Origin of the sequence: Streptomyces maremycinicus (assembly GCF_001184025.1) — a bacterium.
Classification (GTDB): Bacteria; Actinomycetota; Actinomycetes; order Streptomycetales; family Streptomycetaceae; genus Streptomyces; species Streptomyces maremycinicus.
Genome location: NZ_BBYG01000018.1, coordinates 226,263 through 243,582, shown reverse-complemented (window position 1 = coordinate 243,582; position 17,320 = coordinate 226,263). Strand labels below are relative to the sequence as shown.

13 protein-coding genes and 1 tRNA gene are annotated in these 17,320 nt (G+C 71.4%); 11 read left to right on the top strand and 3 right to left on the bottom strand.

Translation table 11 applies throughout. The features are described 5' to 3' along the window. The first annotated feature begins 15 nt into the window (after positions 1–15). Entirely contained in the window at positions 16–1,833 is a 1,818-nt protein-coding gene (glmS, locus tag AOQ37_RS28325) for a glutamine--fructose-6-phosphate transaminase (isomerizing) (protein ID WP_062648202.1), read from the top strand. A gap of 101 nt (positions 1,834–1,934) precedes the next feature. Here the strand turns inward: glmS and AOQ37_RS28320 are convergent, their stop codons facing one another. Then, the gene (locus AOQ37_RS28320) at positions 1,935–2,501 is read right to left on the bottom strand and encodes a GPR1/FUN34/YaaH family transporter (protein ID WP_062648201.1); all 567 of its coding nucleotides are present in this window, start codon (positions 2,499–2,501) and stop codon (positions 1,935–1,937) included. A gap of 148 nt (positions 2,502–2,649) precedes the next feature. Then, complete coding sequence (locus AOQ37_RS28315) at positions 2,650–3,177, bottom strand: universal stress protein (protein ID WP_057600310.1); 528 nt, start codon at positions 3,175–3,177, stop codon at positions 2,650–2,652. A 419-nt stretch (positions 3,178–3,596) separates the two neighbouring features. Between AOQ37_RS28315 and AOQ37_RS28310 the strand changes: the two genes are divergently transcribed. From AOQ37_RS28310 to AOQ37_RS28290, 5 genes are all read left to right on the top strand, one after another. Next, complete coding sequence (locus AOQ37_RS28310) at positions 3,597–3,926, top strand: hypothetical protein (RefSeq protein ID WP_062648199.1); 330 nt, start codon at positions 3,597–3,599, stop codon at positions 3,924–3,926. 377 nt (positions 3,927–4,303) lie between these two features. After that, positions 4,304–5,539: a helix-turn-helix domain-containing protein gene (locus AOQ37_RS28305; protein ID WP_062648198.1), complete on the top strand. Its 1,236-nt coding sequence runs from the start codon at positions 4,304–4,306 to the stop codon at positions 5,537–5,539. Between the two features lie 125 nt (positions 5,540–5,664). Further along, positions 5,665–6,267 carry an oligoribonuclease gene (orn, locus tag AOQ37_RS28300; protein WP_062648193.1) on the top strand — a complete coding sequence of 201 codons (603 nt, stop codon included), beginning with the start codon at positions 5,665–5,667 and terminating at the stop codon, positions 6,265–6,267. A gap of 96 nt (positions 6,268–6,363) precedes the next feature. After that, positions 6,364–6,436 (top strand) — tRNA-His (locus AOQ37_RS28295). A gap of 66 nt (positions 6,437–6,502) precedes the next feature. Continuing rightward, a complete protein-coding gene (locus AOQ37_RS28290; RefSeq protein ID WP_062648190.1) occupies positions 6,503–7,015 on the top strand; it encodes a GNAT family N-acetyltransferase in 513 nt (170 codons plus the stop codon). A 13-nt stretch (positions 7,016–7,028) separates the two neighbouring features. On the opposite strand, the gene AOQ37_RS28285 is transcribed toward AOQ37_RS28290, so the two are convergent. Next, the gene (locus AOQ37_RS28285) at positions 7,029–8,084 is read right to left on the bottom strand and encodes a LacI family DNA-binding transcriptional regulator (protein WP_062648188.1); all 1,056 of its coding nucleotides are present in this window, start codon (positions 8,082–8,084) and stop codon (positions 7,029–7,031) included. 475 nt (positions 8,085–8,559) lie between these two features. Here AOQ37_RS28285 and AOQ37_RS28280 point away from each other — a divergent pair, with 475 nt between their 5' ends. From AOQ37_RS28280 to AOQ37_RS28260, 5 genes are all read left to right on the top strand, one after another. Then, positions 8,560–9,888, top strand: a complete 1,329-nt coding sequence (locus AOQ37_RS28280; RefSeq protein ID WP_062648182.1) for an ABC transporter substrate-binding protein — start codon at positions 8,560–8,562, stop codon at positions 9,886–9,888. Positions 9,889–9,893: 5 nt separating this feature from the next. Continuing rightward, positions 9,894–10,904, top strand: a complete 1,011-nt coding sequence (locus AOQ37_RS28275; RefSeq protein ID WP_062648180.1) for a carbohydrate ABC transporter permease — start codon at positions 9,894–9,896, stop codon at positions 10,902–10,904. Positions 10,905–10,945: 41 nt separating this feature from the next. Then, complete coding sequence (locus AOQ37_RS28270) at positions 10,946–11,833, top strand: carbohydrate ABC transporter permease (RefSeq protein WP_107085328.1); 888 nt, start codon at positions 10,946–10,948, stop codon at positions 11,831–11,833. A 162-nt stretch (positions 11,834–11,995) separates the two neighbouring features. Continuing rightward, positions 11,996–13,426, top strand: coding sequence for a GH1 family beta-glucosidase (locus AOQ37_RS28265; RefSeq protein ID WP_062648177.1), 1,431 nt, complete (start codon positions 11,996–11,998; stop codon positions 13,424–13,426). A 176-nt stretch (positions 13,427–13,602) separates the two neighbouring features. Next, positions 13,603–17,319, top strand: coding sequence for a S1 family peptidase (locus AOQ37_RS28260; protein ID WP_062648176.1), 3,717 nt, complete (start codon positions 13,603–13,605; stop codon positions 17,317–17,319). Position 17,320 lies beyond the last annotated feature (1 nt).

Here is a 17,320-nt window from a genome sequence, read left to right as displayed (position 1 = left end):
TGGGGATACCTATATATGTGCGGAATCGTCGGATACATCGGCAGGCGTGACGTGGCCCCGCTGCTGCTCGAAGGCCTTCAGCGGCTCGAGTACCGCGGCTACGACTCGGCGGGCATCGTCGTCACCTCGCCGAAGACGACCGGCCTGAAGATGGTCAAGGCCAAGGGCCGGGTCCGTGACCTGGAGGCCAAGGTCCCGGCGCGCTTCAAGGGCACCACCGGCATCGCCCACACCCGCTGGGCCACCCACGGCGCCCCCTCCGACGTGAACGCCCACCCGCACATGTCGGCCGACCTCAAGGTCGCCGTCGTGCACAACGGCATCATCGACAACGCCTCCGACCTGCGCCGGAAGCTCGAGGCCGACGGCGTCGAGTTCCTCTCCGAGACGGACACCGAGGTCCTCGTCCACCTGATCGCCCGCGCCCAGGCCGAGAAGCTCGAGGACAAGGTCCGCGAGGCGCTGCGCGTGGTCGAGGGCACCTACGGCATCGCCGTGATGCACGCCGACTTCAGCGACCGGATCGTCGTCGCCCGCAACGGCTCCCCGGTCGTCCTCGGCATCGGGGAGAAGGAGATGTTCGTCGCCTCGGACATCGCCGCGCTGGTCGCCCACACCCGCCAGATCGTCACCCTCGACGACGGCGAGATGGCCACCCTGAAGGCCGACGACTTCCGCACCTACACCACCGAGGGCACCCGCACCACCTCGGAGCCGACCACCGTCGAGTGGGAGGCCGCTTCCTACGACATGGGCGGCCACGACACCTACATGCACAAGGAGATCCACGAGCAGGCCGACGCCGTGGACCGCGTGCTGCGCGGCCGCATCGACGACCGCTTCTCCACCGTGCACCTCGGCGGCCTCAACCTGGACGCCCGTGAGGCGCGCCAGATCCGCCGGGTGAAGATCCTCGGCTGCGGCACCTCGTACCACGCGGGCATGATCGGCGCCCAGATGATCGAGGAGCTCGCCCGCATCCCCGCGGACGCCGAGCCCGCCTCCGAGTTCCGCTACCGCAACGCGGTCGTGGACCCCGACACCCTGTACATCGCCGTCTCGCAGTCCGGTGAGACGTACGACGTGCTGGCGGCCGTCCAGGAGCTCAAGCGCAAGGGCGCCCGGGTGCTGGGCGTGGTCAACGTGGTCGGCTCGGCGATCGCCCGCGAGGCGGACGGCGGCGTGTACGTGCACGCCGGTCCCGAGGTCTGCGTCGTCTCGACGAAGTGCTTCACCAACACCACGGTCGCCTTCGCGCTGCTCGCCCTGCACCTGGGCCGCACCCGCGACCTCTCCGTGCGCGACGGCAAGCGGATCATCGAGGGCCTGCGCAAGCTGCCCGCGCAGATCGCCGAGATCATGGAGCAGGAGGCCGAGATCGAGAAGCTGGCCGAGACGCTCGCCGAGGCCCGCTCCATGCTCTTCATCGGCCGCGTCCGGGGCTACCCGGTCGCCCGTGAGGCCTCGCTGAAGCTCAAGGAGGTCTCGTACATCCACGCCGAGGCCTACCCCGCCTCCGAGCTGAAGCACGGCCCGCTGGCCCTCATCGAGCCCGCGCTCCCGACGGTCGCGATCGTCCCCGACGACGACCTGCTGGAGAAGAACCGCGCCGCCCTGGAGGAGATCAAGGCCCGCAGCGGAAAGATCATCGCGGTCGCACACCGGGAGCAGGAGAAGGCCGACCAGACGGTCGTCGTCCCCAAGAACGAGGACGAGCTCGACCCGATCCTGATGGGCATCCCGCTCCAGCTCCTCGCCTACTACACGGCGAAGGCCCTCGGCCGCGACATCGACAAGCCGCGCAACCTGGCGAAGTCGGTCACGGTGGAGTAGTCCTCTCCCGCTCACGCAGAACGGCCCCCCACGCGCGCCACCCGCGCATGGGGGGCCGTTCTCCTGCCGGGGACGCCCAACTCCCCGGCGGCGGCTGCCGATCAGCCCGTGGCCGTCACGCCGGGGCGGGCAGCACGTCGGGAGACGGCCGTGGACCAGTGGGCCAGCGCCGCGGTCGCCGCGTACCAGGCCACCGCGCCCGCCGCGACGGCGAACCAGCCGCCGGCCTTGGTGAGTCCGTCGCTGTCGGCGAACCGGGCGACGGCCATCAGCACGAGCCCCGCGCAGAACAACCCGTAGACGCCCTGGCCGAGTCGGTCGCCACCGGCCAGGGTCAGGGAGAGCGCCACGAGGGCGAACAGGAGCAGGAAGAGACCGGCGGCGTTGTCGGAGACCTGGGTACCGGCGGAGACCGCCCAGGTGAACCAGAAGGCGCCGAGGACGGTGTAGGCGGTACCGGCGGCCGCGTCGCGGTCGCGGAGGGCGAGCAGGCCGGCGACGAACAGTGCGACGCCGCCGACGTAGTGGGCGATGGATACGGCGTCCGCAGCCGTCACGCCGTCGATGAGGTCGGTGTACCCGAGCCCGAAGGCCAACAGGGTTACACCCAGGGCGAGTCGGCCGGCGACCGTGGTGGTGCTGCTTCCCGCAGAGACGTCGTTGTCCACGGCGGGCTCCCTTCATGCATGTGCAGTTGTGTGAGCGGTATATGCCCTTCACAAAAGCACAAACACCTCTACGCGCCAGTAGATTCGTGCGGCGCGACAAGGGAGACCGGGGGTACCCGGTTCTCATCTCACCTGGAGGGGAAGCGAGTTACGGAATGACGACGACCGGCCGCTTGGCCCGCTTGGCGAGCCGCCCCGCGACCGAGCCGAAGATCCGGCCGACGATGCCGTGGGTCGAGCCGACGACGATCGCGTCGGCCTCGTACTCCCGCCCGACCTCTTCGAGTTCGTGACAGATGTCGCCGCCGCGCTCGACCAGGATCCAGGGCACCTCGGCGAGGTACTCCGCGCAGGCCAGCTCCAGACCGAGCACCTCGGTGCGGTGGTCCGGCACGTCGACGAAGACGGGCGGCTCACAGCCGGCCCACACCGTGGTGGGAAGCCGGTTGGCGACATGGACGATGATCAGGCCGGAGCCGGAGCGGTGGGCCATGCCGATGGCGTAGGCGAGGGCGCGCTCACTGGACGTGGAGCCGTCGAAGCCGACGACCACGCCGTGCTTGAAGGCTGGATCGCAGGAATGGCGTGCGTCTTCCGCCGCCTGGGGCTCGGCCGCCGTAGGGTCGGCGACGGGCCGCTTGCGGTCCGCGGGTTCGAAGAATTCGTGACCGGCCATGGCTGTCTCGGCGTATTGATCCTTATACGGGTGGGACGCGGCGGTGAGCGAGGAGCTGTCCGGGAATCATCTTCCCAACCCCATACCCCCAAGGGTACGGCGGCACGCCTCCGAGGCCCAGATCCCGCACGCCCCCGGTGGGGGTTCCAGGGAGCATGCACGAGCGGACGCCCGTAACGCAATGGTTGCTGCCCCGTACAGGCGGTTTGCACAGGATTCACTGACGCGGGACCGGCGCGGGCAGTGACCGACCGCTCGAACAGGCGTTGAACCCCGTGGACCGCCGTCCCCTCCACCCGCTCCCCCGCCACCGCCGACCCGAAGCCGCCGCCCGCCCCTCACACCGCCCGCCGCACCGCACGCCCGCCCGTCCGCCGCACCGCACGCCCGCACCGCCGCCCCAGGAAGGAGCCCGCCCCGTGCCCCCGTTCCGCAGCACCCCCGAGAACCGCCCCGGCGACGACCGGTCGACCGACCTGATCCGCTGGGCGGCCTTCAGCTGCTTCCTGGTGCCGGTGGTCCTCCTCTGGTACGGCACCTCGCTGGCCGGCACCACCGGGACCGCCCTGGGACTCGCCACCGTCACGGCCGTCTGCCGGGTGCTGCTGCGCCGGTCCGAGCGGTGCGCGGCCCGGTTGCTCGACGAGGAGCGCGCGCCGCGGGCGCACCCCCGGGGGCGCCATCAGCGCACCGGAACGGGGTCGCATCGCGGGGGTCGTCACTCCGGGGGAAGCTCACCGGTCGGTTGACCGGTTTTCACGCACAGACCCGCTTCTTTTCAGCCAACTTCCGGTGATGGCGCATCCCTTGCCCCAACCACCCCCCACCCCCCGTTCCACCTGCACGGAAAGGGCCTCAGGGGTGCTGCGCACCCTACGGGGATTGGCCACCGCACCGAGGCGCACTTCCCTGCACGCCCCACGAGTGCAACGCTTCGTGATCGAATGCTTCACGCCAAGTTGCCATGTCGACAATCTGCCGGGTGGTGAACTGGCCACGCCGGCATTGTGCGACACGTTAGATTCGATCTTGACTGTCTACGGCGGGGGACTCGTGCAGGACCGAGGGGAAACGTGCAGGAGCGACACAACCGAGGAGCCGCGACCACCGAGGGGGGCTTAGCAGGATGAGCCACGACTCCACTGCCGCGCCGGAAGCCGCGGCCCGGAAACTCTCCGGGCGACGCCGCAAGGAGATCGTCGCGGTGCTGCTGTTCAGCGGCGGCCCCATTTTCGAGAGTTCCATTCCACTGTCGGTGTTCGGGATTGACCGCCAGGACGCCGGCGTACCGCGCTACCGCTTGCTGGTGTGCGGTGGCGAAGAAGGCCCGCTGCGGACCACAGGGGGCCTGGAACTCACGGCGCCACACGGCCTGGAGGCGATCTCCCGGGCGGGCACGGTCGTCGTGCCGGCCTGGCGTTCGATCACCTCGCCGCCACCGGAGGAAGCGCTCGACGCACTGCGCCGGGCGCACGAGGAGGGTGCCCGCATCGTGGGCCTGTGCACCGGCGCGTTCGTGCTGGCCGCCGCGGGCCTGCTGGACGGCCGCCCGGCCACGACCCACTGGATGTACGCGCCGACGCTGGCCAAGCGCTATCCGTCGGTACACGTGGATCCGCGCGAACTGTTCGTCGACGACGGCGATGTGCTGACGTCCGCGGGCACCGCGGCCGGAATCGATCTCTGTCTGCACATCGTGCGGACGGATCACGGTAACGAGGCGGCGGGCGCGCTGGCCCGGCGGCTGGTCGTGCCACCACGCCGGTCGGGCGGCCAGGAGCGCTACCTCGACCGGTCTTTACCCGAGGAGATCGGCGCCGACCCGCTCGCCGAGGTCGTCGCCTGGGCGCTGGAGCACCTCCACGAGCAGTTCGACGTGGAGACGCTGGCGGCACGCGCCTATATGAGCCGCCGCACCTTCGACCGCCGCTTCCGGTCCCTGACCGGCAGTGCGCCGCTCCAGTGGCTGATCACCCAGCGGGTGCTCCAGGCGCAGCGCCTGCTGGAGACGTCGGACTACTCGGTGGACGAGGTCGCGGGGCGCTGCGGCTTCCGCTCGCCGGTGGCGCTGCGCGGCCACTTCCGCCGGCAGCTCGGCTCGTCCCCGGCGGCGTACCGGGCGGCCTACCGGGCCCGCAGACCGCAGGGCGAACGGCAGACGGACAACGAACCGTCGGCGCCGCCGCAACCGCCTCCGGCGCTGCACCCGGACGCACCGGGACCGGTACCGCCGCAGCTGCGGCGTACGGCCTCGGCGACGGCCGGCGCGATGGGCTCGTCGGCGTCCCTGCCGTCCGAGCACGCGCGCGAGGCGTACGCGACCTCGCGGGCGAGCCTGCCGGGGCAGCGCAGCGGCACATGACGGCCTGAACGAACACCGAGCGCCGGCCGGGCCCACAGCCCGCCCGGCGCTCGCTGCCGAGTACCGGCAAGGCCCACACACGCGCGGGGGACCGCAAAAGCCGACGTCAGCTTTAGGGTGGTCGCATGAACGATCGCATGGTGTGGATCGACTGCGAGATGACCGGCCTCTCGCTGTCGGACGACGCGCTCATCGAGGTAGCCGCCCTCGTCACCGACTCCGAGCTGAACGTGCTCGGCGACGGCGTCGACATCGTCATCCGCCCGCCGGCCCGGGCACTGGAGACGATGCCGGAGGTGGTGCGCGAGATGCACACCGCGTCCGGGCTGCTCGACGAGCTGGCCGGCGGGACGACCCTCGCCGAGGCCGAGGCCCAGGTACTGGCGTACGTACGGGAGCACGTGAAGGAGCCGGGCAAGGCGCCGCTGTGCGGCAACTCCGTCGGCACGGACCGCGGCTTCCTGGCCCGGGACATGTCCGCGCTCGAGGGCTACCTCCACTACCGGATCGTCGACGTGTCGTCGATCAAGGAGCTGGCCCGGCGCTGGTACCCGAGGGCGTACTTCAACAGCCCCCCGAAGAACGGCAACCACCGCGCCCTCGCCGACATCCGCGAGTCCATCGCGGAACTGCGCTACTACCGCGAGGCCGTCTTCGTCCCGCAGCCCGGCCCGGACTCCGACACGGCCAAGTCCATCGCCGCGAAGCACGTCGTCTCCGGCGGCTGACGGGGCCCCGGAAAAGCCGTGCGCGAGCACCCCTTCGGACCCTGTACACTTTTTCTCGGCCGGTAGGGAGACCGCAAAGTCCAACTGCCGGGCGTGGTGGGTGTAGCTCAGCTGGTAGAGCACCTGGTTGTGGTCCAGGATGCCGCGGGTTCGAGTCCCGTCACTCACCCTGAGTCATCAGCCGGTGACTTCCCGCGAGGGAGGTCACCGGCTGATGTGTTTCCCGGGAGGCGTCATGCGCTCGACTCTCCTCGCCGAGCCGTTCGCGACCGCCCGGCTCGACCTGCTCCCGCTGCGCGTGGACCACGCCGCCGAGATGGCGGTCGTCCTGGGCGATCCCGCGCTGCACACTTTCATCGGCGGCGCCCCCGACCCGCCCGAGGCCCTGCGCGCCCGCTACGAACGGCTGGTCGCCGGTTCACCCGATCCGTCCGTGACCTGGTGCAACTGGGTGCTGCGGGTGCGCGACGCCGACCGGCTCGCCGGGACCGTCCAGGCCACCGTCACCGGTGGGCACCACGCCGAGATCGCCTGGGTCGTCGGCACCTCCTGGCAGGGTCGCGGCCTCGCCTCCGAGGCGGCCGCGGGGCTCGTCGCCCGGCTGCGGGCCCACGGGGTGCGCACGATCGTCGCCCACATCCACCCCGGCCATCACGCGTCGGCGGCCGTGGCCCGGTCCGCCGGGCTCGCGGCCACCGCGGAGCGGCAGGACGGCGAGGTGCGATGGCGGGCGGCCGTCGCCCCGTGAGCCGGTGCCGCACTCAGGAGGAGGAGCGCCCCACCAGCTCCGTGGCCAGCACGACCTGCCGTCGCTCCAGACCCCGGGACACCGCGGGACGGCGGTCCGCGATCTCCGTGAGGAGCAGGTCCAGCATCCTGCGGCCCATCTCCTCGATGGGCTGGCGGACGCTCGTCAGCGGCGGGTCCATGTGCCGCGCGATCGCCGAGTCGTCGTAGCCGACCATCGCGACGTCCTCCGGGAGACGGCGGCCCGCCTCGCGCAGCGCACGGCGGGCGCCGGCCGCCATGACGTCGGAGCCCGCGAAGACCGCGTCGAGGGAGGGGTTGCGGGCGAGAAGCTCCCCCATCGCGCGGTGTCCGCCCTCCTCGGTGAAGTCACCCGGGGCGATCAGGCCCTCGTCCGGCGGGTATCCCGCGTCGCGCAGGGCGTCCCGGTAGCCGTCGACGCGCCGCTGGGCGCCGTAGACGTCCAGCCGGCCCGTGATGTGGGCGATGTGGGTGCGGCCCCGGGAGAGCAGGTGATCCACCGCCGAGCGGGCGCCGCCGTAGTTGTCGGAGTCCACCGACGGCAGGGTCTCCGCGGCGGAGCGCGGGCCGCTGATCACCGCCGGGATCTCCAGCTGGGCCAGCAGGTCGGGCAACGGGTCGTCCGCGTGGACCGAGACCAGGAGCACTCCGTCGACGCGGTGCGCCGCGAGGTACTGGGCGAGCCGGCGCCGTTCGCGATCGCTACCGGCGAAGATCAGCAGCAGCTGCATCTCGGTGTCGGAGAGTTCGGCGCCCACGCCCCGCAGCATGTCCGAGAAGTACGGCTCGGCGAAGAAGCGGGTCTCCGGCTCGGGGACCACCAGCGCGATCGCGTCCGTGCGGTTGGCGGCCAGGGCACGGGCCGCGGTGTTGGGGACGTAGCCCAGCTCGGCGACGGCCGCCTCGACGGCCGCGCGGGTCGCGTCGCTGACCCTCGGCGAGCCGTTGATCACCCGGGAGACCGTGCCGCGGCCGACACCGGCGCGTGCGGCCACCTCTTCGAGAGTCGGCCGCCCCCCGCTCCGGCTCCGCGCTCCGTGGCTTGCCATGGGCCCCGCCTTCCCGCCGTCGTTCACGCTGGCCTGGAATCTAACAGCCCCGTCTGTTCAGCCCATCCTCGCCGACGGTCATCGTCCCCGGGGGCCCGCCCCGGCCGCGCTCGGTCCCCGCCCCGCAGGCCGGGCGGGCCTGGTGCGGGGACGCCGGACGCGACCGGTTCCGGGACGCCGGAGGCCACCGACTCACGGACGCCGAAAGGCTCGAGCGTCGCCGCTCGCGGCCTGAAAGCGCTGTCCGGGCGAGTTAGCTAACGGCCCGATAACTGAACGCATCTCTCCGCGTTCCCACCCTTGACACCCCCGCCGGAACCGACGACTCTTCAACACATCACTTGTGGGAGCGCTCCCACGGTACCTGACACATACACATCCCGCACGTTCCCCGCCCGAGCCGCAGCGAGTAACTAACGGGCCCAACAATGCAGTTGGCCGGGGGGTCGGCACGTCAGGGCAACAGGAGGACGCAATGCGAGCACGTACCCGAACCACCCGCCGGGTGGTGGTCCTGGCGGCCGTCGCGTCGCTGGGCGCCGGGCTGCTGGCCGGCTGTGCCGACGACAGCGGCGACGACGCATCCGACGGCTCGTCGTCGGGCAGCGGCAAGGGCAAGACGACGATCACGCTGGGTCTGTTCGGCACGATGGGCTTCAAGGAGGCCGGTCTCTACGCCGAGTACGAGAAGCTCCACCCGGACATCAAGATCGCCGAGAACGTCACGGAGCGCAACGAGAACTACTACCCGGCGCTCCTCAACCACCTCACGACCAACAGCGGCCTGATGGACGTCCAGGCCATCGAGGTCGGCAACATCGCCGAGGTGGTCGCCACCCAGGCGGCCAAGTTCGAGGACATGTCCAAGGTCTCGGGCGTTGACAAGAGCAAGTGGCTGGACTGGAAGTGGTCACAGGGCACCACCAAGGACGGCCAGACGATCGCCCTCGGCACCGACGTCGGCCCGATGGCCCTCTGCTACCGCAAGGACCTCTTCCAGGCGGCCGGTCTGCCCACCGACCGCGAGGCGGTCGGCAAGCTGTGGGCCGGTGACTGGAACAAGTTCATCGCCACCGGCGAGCAGTACAAGAAGAAGGCCAAGGCCGGCACCTTCTTCATGGACTCCCCCGGCGGTCTGATCAACGCCATCCTCAGCAGTGAGGAGGAGAAGTTCTACGACTCCTCCGGCGAGATCATCTACAAGACGAACCCGGCCGTGAAGGACGCCTTCGACCTGACCGCGAAGGCCGCCGAGGAGGGCCTGGTCCAGGCCCAGACGCAGTTCCAGCCGGCCTGGGACACCACGATCGCCAACAGCAAGTTCGCCACCATCGCCTGTCCGCCGTGGATGCTCGGCACCATCAAGGGCAAGGCGAAGGCCGAGGACGCCGGCAAGTGGGACGTGGCCGTCGCGCCCAAGTCCGGCAACTGGGGCGGCTCCTTCCTGGGTGTGCCGAAGAGCGGCAAGCACGTGAAGGAGGCCGAGGCGTTCATCACCTGGCTGACCGCGCCCGAGCAGCAGGCGAAGCTGTTCAAGGTGCAGGGCTCCTTCCCGAGCACCCCGAGCGCGTACACGATGCCCGAGGTGACCGGCGCGAAGAACGACATGACCGGTGACTCGCCGATCGGTACGGTCTTCTCCGAGGCCGCCAAGACGGCTCCGGTGCAGGTGATCGGCCCGAAGGACCAGATCATCCAGCAGGGCCTGACCGACAACGGCGTCATCCTCGTGACGAAGGGCAAGTCGGCGGCGGAGGCATGGAAGACGGCCACCAAGACCATCGACAACAACCTGGACAAGTGACCCGCATGGCCACCCGCCACGACACCGCCGCGCCCCCCGCCAAGGAGGGGGGCGCGGCCCCGGGCCGCCCGGCCGCCGTTCCCACGGAGGCGGAGCAGCGGCGTCGAGCCCGGCTGTCCCGCCGCTGGCAGCGGGACAAGCGCTGGAGCCCGTACGCCTTCGTCTCGCCGTTCTTCCTGCTGTTCCTCGCGTTCGGCCTGTTCCCGCTGGTCTACACGGGCTGGGCGTCGCTGCACCAGGTGGAGCTGACCGCGCCCACCGACATGGAGTGGGTGGGGATGCGCAACTACACGCGCATCTTCGACGACGACTTCTTCTGGAACGCGGCGAAGAACACCCTGACGATCGGGATCATCTCGACCGTTCCGCAGCTGCTGATGGCGATGGGCCTCGCCCACATCCTCAACTACAAGCTGCGTGCCTCGACCTTCTACCGGGTCGCGATGCTCGCGCCGTACGCGACCTCGATCGCGGCCGCCTCGCTGGTCTTCGTGCTGCTCTTCGGGCGCGACTACGGCATGATCAACTGGGCGCTGCACTTCGTCGGGATCGACGCGATCGACTGGCAGAACGACAAGTGGCCGTCGCAGTTCGCCGTCTCGTCGATCGTCATCTGGCGGTGGACCGGCTACAACGCGCTGATCTACCTGGCCGCGATGCAGGCGATCCCGCAGGACCTGTACGAGTCGGCGGCGCTGGACGGCGCCAGCCGCTGGAAGCAGTTCCTGCACGTCACGCTGCCGTCGCTGCGGCCGACGATCCTGTTCACGGTCGTCGTCTCGACGATCGGCGCCAGTCAGGTCTTCGGCGAGCCGCTGCTGTTCGACGCCAACAAGGGCGCGTCGGGCGGCGCCGAGCACCAGTTCCAGACGCTGGGCCTTTACCTGTACGAGCAGGGCTGGGTGAACCAGCACCTGGGCCGGGCCTCGGCGATCGCCTGGACGATGTTCCTGATCCTGATCGTGGTCGGCATCGTCAACTACGTCATCTCGCGCCGGCTGCGCGCCAGTAGTTAGGAGTACCGGCCGTGACGACGACGACAACGACCGCGAAGTCCGTGGAACCCGAAGACGCCGTGCCGACGGCCCGCAAGGTGCGCCGGCCGAAGTCCGCGCGGGCCGGCGGGCAGATGCACGGCGGCCCGATCGCCTACATCGTCCTGGGCGTGTTCACCATCGTCTCGCTGTTCCCGCTGGTGTGGACGGCGATCGCCGCCTCCCGCGACAACCAGCGGCTGGCGCAGAACCCGCCCCCGTTCGTGTTCGGCTCCAACCTCTTCCACAACCTGGACGTGGCCTGGAACGACGCGAACCTGGGCAAGGCGTTCGTCAACACGACGATCGTGGCGGGGACGTCGGCCGCGACGATCGTCTTCCTCTCGACGATCGCCGGGTTCGCCTTCGCCAAGCTGCGGTTCCGGGGCCGGGGCGCGCTGATGCTGATCGTGATCGGCACGATGATGGTGCCGCCTCAGCTGAGCATCATCCCGCTGTACATGATGGTCGCCAAGCTGGAGTGGACGGACCAGCTCCAGGCGGTGATCCTGCCGTCGCTGGTGAGCGCGTTCGGTGTGTTCTTCATGCGGCAGTACCTGATCCAGGCGCTGCCCGACGAGATCATCGAGGCGGCCCGGGTGGACGGCGCGAGCAGCTGGCGCGTGGTGTGGCACGTGGTGTTCCCCGCGGCGCGCCCGGCGATGGCGGTGCTCGGCATGCTGATGTTCGTGCAGACCTGGAACGACTTCCTGTGGCCGTTCCTGGTGCTGAGCCAGACAGGCAACCCGACCGTGCAGGTCGCGGTCGCGGGCCTCGGCCGCGGGTACACGCCGGACCAGTCCCTGATCATGGCGGGCGCGCTGCTGGGCACGCTGCCGCTGCTGCTGGTCTTCGCGATCTTCGGCAAGCAGATCGTGGGCGGCATCATGCAGGGTGCCGTGAAGGGCTGAGGGCCCTGCCGGACGCCGCACGCCCCGGCACGCTCCGTACGACGCCCTCCCGTCCGTCAGTCCGTGACTTCTCGGGGGCCGGGTCACCGCCGCCCCGGCCCCCTCCGCACCACTTCCCCCCCGACCTCGTCGGTCTCGACGACCACCCATGGGAGCGCTTCCATGCCTGAGCCCGTTACTCCGGTGACCTTCCCGCCCGCCTTCCTCTGGGGCGCCGCGACCTCCGCGTACCAGATCGAGGGGGCGGTGCGCGAGGGCGGCCGCACCCCCTCGATCTGGGACACCTTCAGCCATACGCCCGGCAGGACGGCCGGTGGCGAAACCGGTGACATCGCTGTCGACCACTACCACCGCTACCGCGACGACGTGGCGCTGATGGCGGAGCTAGGCCTTTCCGCGTACCGCTTCTCGATCTCCTGGTCCCGGGTCCAGCCGACCGGCCGCGGCCCCGCGGTGCAGGTGGGCCTGGACTTCTACCGCCGGTTGGTGGACGAGCTGCTGGCGGCGGGCATCAAGCCGGCCGTCACCCTCTACCACTGGGACCTCCCCCAGGAGCTGGAGGACGCCGGCGGCTGGCCGGAGCGGGACACCGCGCTCCGGTTCGCGGAGTACGCGCAGATCGTCGGCGAGGCGCTCGGCGACCGCGTGGAGAACTGGATCACGCTGAACGAGCCCTGGTGCAGCGCCTTCCTGGGCTACGCCTCCGGGGTGCACGCGCCGGGCCGTACCGAGCCGGTGGCCTCGCTGAAGGCGGCCCACCACCTGAACCTGGCGCACGGCCTGGGCACTTCGGCCCTGCGCTCGGCCATGCCCGCCCGCAACCAGGTGGCGATCAGCCTCAACTCCTCGGTGGTGCGCCCGCTCTCCCCCGGCGACCCGGCGGACCTGGCCGCGGTGCGGAAGATCGACGACCTGGCCAACGGCGTCTTCCACGGCCCGATCCTGCGCGGCGCCTACCCGGAGACCCTGCTCGCGGCGACCTCGTCGCTCACGGACTGGTCCTACGTCCAGGACGGCGACCTGCGCGCCATCCAGCAGCCGCTGGACGCGCTGGGCCTGAACTACTACACGCCCACGCTGGTGTCGGCGGCGGACGCCTCGGTGCGAGGCCCGCGCTCGGACGGTCACGGCGCGAGCGACCACTCGCCGTGGCCGGGCGCGGACGACGTCGCCTTCCACCTGACCCCGGGCGACCGCACGGAGATGGGCTGGTCCATCGACCCGACCGGCCTGCACGAGCTGATCATGCGCTACACGGCGGAGGCGCCGGGCCTGCCCCTCTACATCACGGAGAACGGCGCGGCCTACGACGACAAGCCCGACTCGGACGGCCGCGTCCACGACCCGGAGCGCATCGCCTACCTGCACGGCCACCTCTCGGCGGTCCGGCGGGCCATCGCGGACGGCGCCGATGTGCGGGGCTACTACCTCTGGTCCCTCCTCGACAACTTCGAGTGGGCGTACGGCTACGAGAAGCGGTTCGGCGCGGTGTACGTGGACTACGCGACGCTGGCCCGCACCCCGAAGTCGAGCGCCCTGTGGTACAGCCAGGCGGCCCGCACGGGCACCCTGGCGCCGGCCGAGACCGCCTGACCCGGGGAGCGGGGAGAGGGCGCGGCGGGCAGGGGGCCGCCGCGCCCTTCGCCGTCTGATCGCTCTTGTCCACTTTCCGTCCGGGTCGGCGGGATGTGTGGCACGCTCGTTGCGCCCACGACCTCCTGTCGCCGGAGGTGTCGGCGCGTCGGCAGGGGCGTACGGGGAGGAGCGACATGAGCTCGGGCGAGCGTGTCCCGTTGGAGGCGGCGCTGGTCCGGGTCTGGCGCGGGAGCTCTCTGGTGGGGGCCGGTTTCCTTGCGGGTCCCGCGCATGTCCTGACCGCCGCGCACGTGGTGACGGACGCGTTGGGGCCCGCGCCCGCGCGGGAGGGCTCGCGGGAGGACGCGGACCCCGGGGAGGCGCTCCCGGTCGGCTCGACGGTCACCCTCGACTTCCCGTTGCTCGCGCCGGGTCTGCACCGGGCCGCCGAGGTCGTCGCCTGGCACTCCCCCGTCCCGGGCCGGGGCACGGACGTCGCCGGTCTGCGGCTGCTCGACCCGGCGCCGGACGGCGCCCGCCCGCTGGTGCTGCGCAGACGGCGCGGCGGCCTCAACGGCCTGCTGGTGATGGTGGGTTTCCCCCGCGGCCTGGAACTCGGCACCTGGGTGTACGGCCGCGAGGGCGGCCCGGTCGCGACGGGCTGGGTGGAGATCGAGAGCGACCCCACCCGGCAGGCGGTGCTCTCGCCCGGCTTCTCCGGAACGCCCGTCTGGAGCCCGGACGCCGACGCGGTCGTGGGCATGGTGGGCTACAAGGTCTCCGGGGCCGGACCGAAGATCGGCTACATGATGCCGGTGGACACGCTGCTGGCGGCCTGGCCGGAGCTGACGGGGGTGATCGAGCAGCGGTCGCCGTTCCGGGCGCTGCGCGCGTTCACCGAGCAGGACGCCGAACTGTTCTACGGCCGCGACGAGTTGGCCACGCAGATCGCCGACCGGATCGGTGACGGGGTGCCGGTGATCAGCGTCATCGGCGGCTCCGGGGCCGGCAAGTCCTCGCTGTGGCACGCCGGTGTGGTCCCCCGGCTGCGCACCCGGCGGGAGCGGCCGGTGGTCGTGACGCTGCGCCCGTCCGACGCCGGTACACCGCTGAACGCCCTGGCCTTCGCGCTGGACACACTGCTGGAGCCGGACCGGGACGCCTCGGCCCGGCTGGCGTCCGTCGAGGGGCTGGCGTCGAGGCTGGCCCGGGGCGCCATGGCCGATGTGGTGGCCGCGGTGCTGGAACGGCACCGGGGCGGGCGCCTGCTGATCTGTGTCGACCAGTTCGAGGAGGTCTTCGGCCGGCCCGCGGCCGACCGGGCCGCGTTCACCGGGGCGCTGGGCGCCTGTCTCACCGAGGGGTCCCGGCTGTCCGTGCTGGTCAACCTCCGGGACACCTTTCTCGGCGCCGTCCTGAGCGACCGGCCCGCCGCCGAGCTGGCGCGGCGCTGGCTGCCGGTCACCGTGGGCGAGATGACCCGGGCGGAGCTGCGGCAGGTGATGACCGGGCCGCTGCGGCGACTGGGCACGGTCGAGTTCGCCGACGGGCTGGTCGAGCGGATCCTGGAGGACCTGAAGCGGACGCCGAACCCGTTGCCGCTGCTGGAGTTCACGCTCGCCGAGCTGTGGGAACGGCGTTCGGCGGGGCTGCTGACCCACGAGGCCTACGAGGAGGTGGGCGGGGTCTCCCGGGCGCTGGCGGGCTACGCGGACCGGGTCTGGGCGGGTCTGGATCCCGGGACCCGGGCCACCGCCGAGCGGCTGCTCGTGCAACTGGCCCGCCCCCTGCACCGCGACGAGCTGACCGTGCGCAGCACGGCCCTGCGCGAGGAGTGCGACGACGCGCAGTGGGCCGTCGCCCAGCGTCTCGCCACCACGAGACTGCTGGTGCTGCACGAGGTCAACGCCGGTCTCGCGGGCCAGGAGCCGGTGCCCGGCGTCGAGTTGGCGCACGACTCGTTGCTCACGCAGTGGGAACTGCTGCGGCTGCTGACCGAGAGGTTTCGCGCCTTCCGGGTCTGGCAGGACGGTCTGCGGCAGCGGATCGACATCTGGTCGCACCACAAGTCACCCGGCCGGCTGCTGTCCGGCGCCGATCTGCGTGACGCCCGGCGGTGGGCGGCCACCCACGGCGAGCACCTCAGCGCGCGCGAACACGCCTTCATCAAGGCCGGGCGACGGCGGCGGAGGTTACTGGGCTCGGGCATCGCCGCGGTGCTGGCGGTGGCACTCGTCGTCGCCACGGCCGTCTACCAGCACCGCAGCGCACAGGTGGCCGAGGTGATCGCGCGCGACCTGGCGGTCAAGGCGCGGCAGCTGGATCAGGCCGATTCCTTCGGGGCGGTGCAACTGGGGATGCGCGCGTACCGTACCGACTCCTCGGTCGGCCTGGACGCGGCGAAGCCGGGCGCGTATGCCGTGGCCGACAAGCTGCTGCCGCACCACGACGTCGCCCGGGACCTGGACACCGCCGGTCCGAGCCGGTCCGGCGCGCCCCCGGCCGGCCCGTCGGGCACGCCGGCCCCCACGTCGGGCACGCCGGCCCCCACCTCGAGCTCGGCGGCCGCGGCGCTGGAGACCAGCGCCCGGGTGGAGAACGAGGACCTGACACAGATGGCGAGCGCCGACGGCCGGACCCTGGTGACCACGGACGCGTCGAGCCGGATCGCGCTGTGGCGCCTCTCCGGCCAGGGGGTCGCGCAGGAGTCGCTGTCCTCGCTGTTCGGTCCGAACGACTACGCCGGCTCACCCGTGATCAGCCGCAGCGGACGGTACGTGGTGTTCCGGCAGATGGTGGGGATCGACTTCGGCGACATGGACGTCGACGACCCGGCCGACGACAACGGTCTGCCGAGGATCGACCCGGACGACTACGCGACCTGCGTCCCCGAGAGCCTGCTCAGCGTCACGTCCTGTCTGGTCGTCTACGACACGGTGGAGCACGAGGTCGCCTCCGCCCGGGAGATCGAGCGGATACCCGTGATCGGCAACGTCCGGATGAGCGTCGACCCCACGGACCGGGTGCTGGGCATGGTCGTCTCGGACGCTCTGCTGCCGACCCTTCAGAGCGGGCTGCACAACACCCTGTACCTCTTCGACCTGCGCACCGGACGGCTGCTCCGGCAGACGAAGCTGCCGTGGCCGAGCATGGTCACCGAGCTGTGGCTGGGCCCCGGCGGCACCACCGCGACGGTCTCAGAGGTGCTGGCCGACGATCTCAAGGCACGGGCCGACCTCTCGCTGTCGTGGGTGGACCTCGGCCGGGGCGCCGTGACCCGGCGCCGGCTGGTCGCCGACCCGACCACCCTCAACGCCGTGACGATGAGTCTGGACGGGGGCACGGTCGCCGCCCTCGTGCGCGAACCCGGCACCGGCACCCGCGGCCTGGTCGCCTGGTCCACGGCCACCGGCGAGGTCGTCTCGCGCATCCCCCGGCTCGTCGAGAGCGGTGACTTCGGCACGCTCGCGCTGGACGCGACGGGCACCACGGCCTGGGTCTCGACGCTGGCGCAGGAGTACGGCCCGCTGACCGGGCGCACGGCCTCCGCCACCGGGATGCAGGTGGAGCCGATCATCGGGGCCACCCTGGCCCAGCGGGTGTCCGTCCGGTCGCTGCCGAACGGCGGGGAGACGGGTCGGTTCGACTACTCGGGGGGCTGGATATGGCCGTTGGGCAGCGGCACCGGCGCCCCGCTCGCGCTGGTGGACGGCAGCACGCTCGGCATCGTGCTCGACCGTCCCGGCGAGCCGGACCCCCTGCGTCGGCTGGCCGCCGCCAAGGCGGATCCCGGGTCCGGACGGAAACTCACCCTGTCGGGACTGTGCGCGCTGCTCGGCGAGCCCAACCACGACAAGGCGACCCGGGACCTGGTGCCTCCCGGCGCCTATCAGGGCGCCCTGTGCCCCTGAG

Bases quoted from the DNA above. Each gene is read 5' to 3' on its own strand.
- AOQ37_RS28275 (WP_062648180.1), top strand. From the start codon at position 9,894: ATGGCCACCCGCCACGACACCGCCGCGCCCCCCGCCAAGGAGGGGGGC.
- AOQ37_RS28260 (WP_062648176.1), top strand. From the start codon at position 13,603: ATGAGCTCGGGCGAGCGTGTCCCGTTGGAGGCGGCGCTGGTCCGGGTC.
- AOQ37_RS28280 (WP_062648182.1), top strand. From the start codon at position 8,560: ATGCGAGCACGTACCCGAACCACCCGCCGGGTGGTGGTCCTGGCGGCC.
- AOQ37_RS28290 (WP_062648190.1), top strand. From the start codon at position 6,503: ATGCGCTCGACTCTCCTCGCCGAGCCGTTCGCGACCGCCCGGCTCGAC.
- orn (WP_062648193.1), top strand. From the start codon at position 5,665: ATGAACGATCGCATGGTGTGGATCGACTGCGAGATGACCGGCCTCTCG.
- glmS (WP_062648202.1), top strand. From the start codon at position 16: ATGTGCGGAATCGTCGGATACATCGGCAGGCGTGACGTGGCCCCGCTG.
- AOQ37_RS28315 (WP_057600310.1), bottom strand. From the start codon at position 3,177: ATGGCCGGTCACGAATTCTTCGAACCCGCGGACCGCAAGCGGCCCGTC.
- AOQ37_RS28285 (WP_062648188.1), bottom strand. From the start codon at position 8,084: ATGGCAAGCCACGGAGCGCGGAGCCGGAGCGGGGGGCGGCCGACTCTC.
- AOQ37_RS28305 (WP_062648198.1), top strand. From the start codon at position 4,304: ATGAGCCACGACTCCACTGCCGCGCCGGAAGCCGCGGCCCGGAAACTC.
- AOQ37_RS28265 (WP_062648177.1), top strand. From the start codon at position 11,996: ATGCCTGAGCCCGTTACTCCGGTGACCTTCCCGCCCGCCTTCCTCTGG.